At 75.8% G+C, this 4182-nt stretch carries 1 protein-coding gene; it reads left to right on the top strand.

The features are described from left to right. A partial coding sequence (locus tag NBZ85_RS28405; RefSeq protein WP_261563034.1) for a thioester reductase domain-containing protein occupies positions 1-4182 on the top strand: 4182 nt, incomplete at both ends.

Below are 4182 nucleotides of genomic sequence, written 5' to 3'. Positions count from 1 at the left end.
CCACCCCACAGCGCACCTCCACCACGGCGCCGACCCCCACCACGGCGCCGACCCCCACCGCGGCGCCGACCGCCGGGAACGCCCACCGGGGCGCGGAGCTGTCCGCGGCCAAGCGGGCGCTGCTGGACCGCTGGCGCGGCGGCGGCCGGGCTGGCGCGATGCCCGGCGCGGCGAGCGGCGCCGGGCCGGTGGGCATCGCGCGGACGGGGATCGCGCGGCGGTCCTCGACGGGACCCGCCCCGGCCTCCTACACGCAGGAGGCCCTGTGGTTCATGGCCCAGATTCATCCGGACAACCCCTTCTACAACATGTCCCTGCCGCTGCGGCTCACCGGGCAGCTCGACGTGGTGGCGCTGCGCGCGGCGGTGAGCGGCCTGGTCGCGCGGCACGAGGTGCTGCGCACCGGGCTCCAGGCCGTCCGCGGCCGACCGCGGCAGGTGGTGGCCCCAGCCGTCGAGACGCCGCTGGTCTGCCACCCCGCCCGCCGGGAACAGGACACGGCGGACGGGGCCGGGCCGAGCGCGACCGAGATCGACGACTGGATCCGGGCCCGTACCCACCAGCCGTTCGACCTCACCCGGCCGCCGCTGGTGCGATTCGACCTGCTCCCGCTGGGGCCACGCGACCATGTCCTGACGATCTCGATGCACCATCTCGTCGGCGACGGCCTGTCGATGGGGGTGCTCGCCCACGACATCGGCGCCCTATACGAGGCGGCGCTGCGCGGCGAGCCCGCCCGGCTCGCGCCCCTGCCGATCCAGTTCGCCGACTTCGCGACGTGGCAGCGCGGCGCGGAACAGACCGCGGTCATCGACGCCGATCTGGCCTACTGGCGCCGGCATCTGGGCGGATATCCCGAGGCGTTGGACCTGCCCGCCGACCGGCCGAGCCCGGTCATGCCGACGTTTCGCGGGGAGAGCGAACGGTTCGCCCTGCCCGCCGACGTCTCCGCGGAGCTGCATCGGGTCGCCCACGACCGCGGCGCCACCATCTACATGCTGGTGCTGACCGCGTTCAAGACGATGCTGCACCGCTACACCGGGGCGACCGACCTGCTCGTCGGCTCGGCGACGCACGGGCGGGAACGCCCGGAGACCGCCGAGCTGATCGGCTTCTTCGCGAACACCCTGGTGATGCGCACCGACCTCGCCGGCGATCCGACGTTCGACGCCGCGCTCGCCCGGGTCCGCGCCACCTGCCTCGAGGCGTTGCGGCACCAGAGCGCGCCGTTCGAGTCCGTCGTCGCCGCGATCTCCCCCGGCCGTGACCTCGCCGTCAACCCGATCTTCCGGGTGTCGCTGGTCCAGCAGCGGCTGCCGACCGACGCCCGGATGGGCGAGCTCGACGTCAGCCTGGCGGGATCCCGGATCGGCATCACCCAGTCCGACATCGTCGTGCACCTGTGGGACAACGGCGGACGGGTGGAGGGCACGGTCGTCGGCAGCCGCGACCTGTTCGCACCCGCGACGGTACGCCGGCTGGCCCGCCACCTCGAAACGCTGCTTGCCGGGGTGGCCGCGGATCCAGCCCGGCCGCTGTCCCGGCTGCCGCTGCTGCCCCCGGCGGAGCGCTCCGCGGCACTCGCCGCGGAGCGCTCCGGGCCCGCCCGCGCTGCCGACCAGCTCGTCGAGCAGGTCCTCGATGCGCTCGCCGAGTCACCCGAGCCGATGGTGACGATGCGCATCGGCGGCCTGCGGGTCGTTGACGCGGCCGGGGGGCTCGCCGCCGCCGGGGTTGGCGGGACGGTCGTAGCCATCCCGGTCGACGCCGCGGCCGAACCGGACCCGGCGCCCACGTCCGACGGGCTGCCCGCCGGCGCCGTGCGTACCGGGCTGCGCGGCCGCCGGCTCGCCGATGGTCGGCTGGTGCTGGGGCGGTCCCGCCACGGCGTGGTCGCCCTCGGCCCGCACCGGCCCGACCTCGACCTGCTCGCCGAACGGATCCGCACCACCGCGTCCGTCGAGGACTGCGCCGTCGCCCTCGCCGTCGCCGCCGACCACACGGTGCTGCTCACCGTCCACGTCGTGCCGGCCGGCCGGTACGACGGCGCCGGGGTGCTGGCTGCGGTCCGCTCGGAGTTGGCCGCCGCACTGCCCGGGGTACCCGCCCCGCCCGGCGTGGTCGTCCCGGTCAGCCGTATCCCGCGGATGACGTCCGGCATCGTCGACCTGGCGGCGCTCGATCAGCTCCCGGTCGTCGACCGGGCGCTGCTGCACCGGTGGGAACGGCGGCTAGCCGCGGTGCCCGGAGTGGTCGACGTCGCCGTTGCCGCCGCCGACTCCCGCTCTTCCACCGCCGCCGACCGAGCCGACGGCATCGATGCCGTCGACGGCTCCGACAGCAATCCGGACCTCGCCGCACCGATCCGCCCTCTGCTGACGATCCGCGCCTTCGTCGCGTGGTCGCCGGACGCGGCCGACCCTGGTGCGGCCGACCCCGGCGTGACCGGTGAGGCCGCGGTCGGGACGCCGGCACCGGCCGAACCATCCTGGCAGGACCTTCGCGTACCGGACCGCTTCGGCCGGCCCACCGAGTGCGAGGTCCGCACCGTCGACACTGTGCCCCGGCATCGAGACGGCCAGCCCGACCTGGCCCGGCTGGCCGCGGCTTCCAACCCGACCGCCGCCGCCACCGCCGGTGCCCCCGGCCGCGCCGCCACGACCGGGGACGCCGGCCCGGCCGGCCCGCCGGCCAGCCCGCTGGAGCGCGAGATCGCCGCGATCTGGTGCGACGTCCTGGGCCGGACCGACGTGGGCACCGACGAGGACTTCTTCGACCTTGGCGGTCACTCGCTGCGCGCCGCCGAGGCGATCTTCCGGCTGAGCGAGCAGATCGGGGTGCCCATCCCGATCGCCGCCCTCTTCGAGGCCCCGACCGTCGCCGGCCTCGCCGCCGCCACCGAGTCCGCTCGGACAGCCGCCGCAGCCGCTACGGGAGGCGCGGAAGGCACGGAGGCGACCATCGCGGCGGTGCTGGCCGGCACCGAACGGGTGGATCTCAGCGCCGAGTCGCGGCTTGCTCCGGAGATCACGGTGGCCGACCCCGCCGGCGCCGACGCCGCCCGGCGCGCCGATCCGCGCGAGGTGCTGCTCACCGGCTCCACCGGGTTCCTCGGCGCCTTCCTGCTGGCCGAGCTGCTCGATCGCACCGCGGCCCGGGTGCACTGCGTGGTTCGAGCCGCGGATCCCGCGGCGGCCCTGGACCGTGTTCGCGACGCCCTGGCGCGCTACGGGCGCTGGCAGGACGCGTTCGCCGAGCGCATCGTCGGCGTGCCCGGTGACCTCGGCCGCCCGCTGCTCGGCCTGGACCCGGCGACGTTCGACGCGCTCGCCGGCCACCTCGATATGATCATCCACAACGGGGCGACGGTCAGCATGCTGACGCCGTACCGCCAGCTGCGCGGGCCGAACGTCGGCGGCACGCACGAGGTGTTCCGCCTCGCCGCCCGCGGGCGGGGCATCCCCGTGCACTACGTCTCCACCGCCGGCACCGCGCTCGCGGCCCACGGCAACCCGGCCGTCATCACCGAGGACCTGCGGGTGGCGCCCGACCGGCTGGTCCCCGGCGGCTACAACCTGACCAAGTGGGTGGCCGAGGAACTCGCCGAGCAGGCCCACCGGCGCGGCATCCCCGTCGCGGTGTACCGGCCGGGTCGGGTCAGCGGCGACAGCCGGACCGGCGCGACCACCACCGACGACGTGCTGTGGAGTTACCTGCGGGCGGTCGTGGACACCGGGGCCGTCCCCGACGACGGCGCGCTGGGCGAGCTTGAGCTCGGGCTGGTGCCGGTCGACTACGTCGCCGCGGCGCTGGTCGAGCTCGCCCGCTCCCAGCCGGCCCGCGGGCGCACCTACCATCTGACGAACCCTCGGCCGACGCCGCTCGGCGACATGCTGGCGCGGATGCGGGCCAGCGGATACGCGTTCGCCCCCGTCCCCGAAGACGAGTGGAACGCCCGCCTGCGCCGCGCCTCCGCCGGCTCGGCGTCCGTGGGCACCGCCGCGGCGCTGGAACACATCTACGGCAGCGGCCCGGACGAGCCGGACGTCGACACCAACTCCCGCTTCGACGACACGAACACCCGGCGGGGGCTGGCCGCCTCGTCGATCACCCGGCCGCCGGTGGCCTGCCCGCCGGTCGACGCCGCCCTGCTCGACCGTTACCTGCGGTACGCGGTCGCGT

Origin of the sequence: Frankia tisae (assembly GCF_025403405.1) — a bacterium.
Lineage (GTDB): Bacteria > Actinomycetota > Actinomycetes > Frankiales > Frankiaceae > Frankia > Frankia tisai.
The sequence above is the reverse complement of the archived record's forward strand: the minus strand, read 5'-3'. Positions and strand labels throughout refer to the sequence as shown.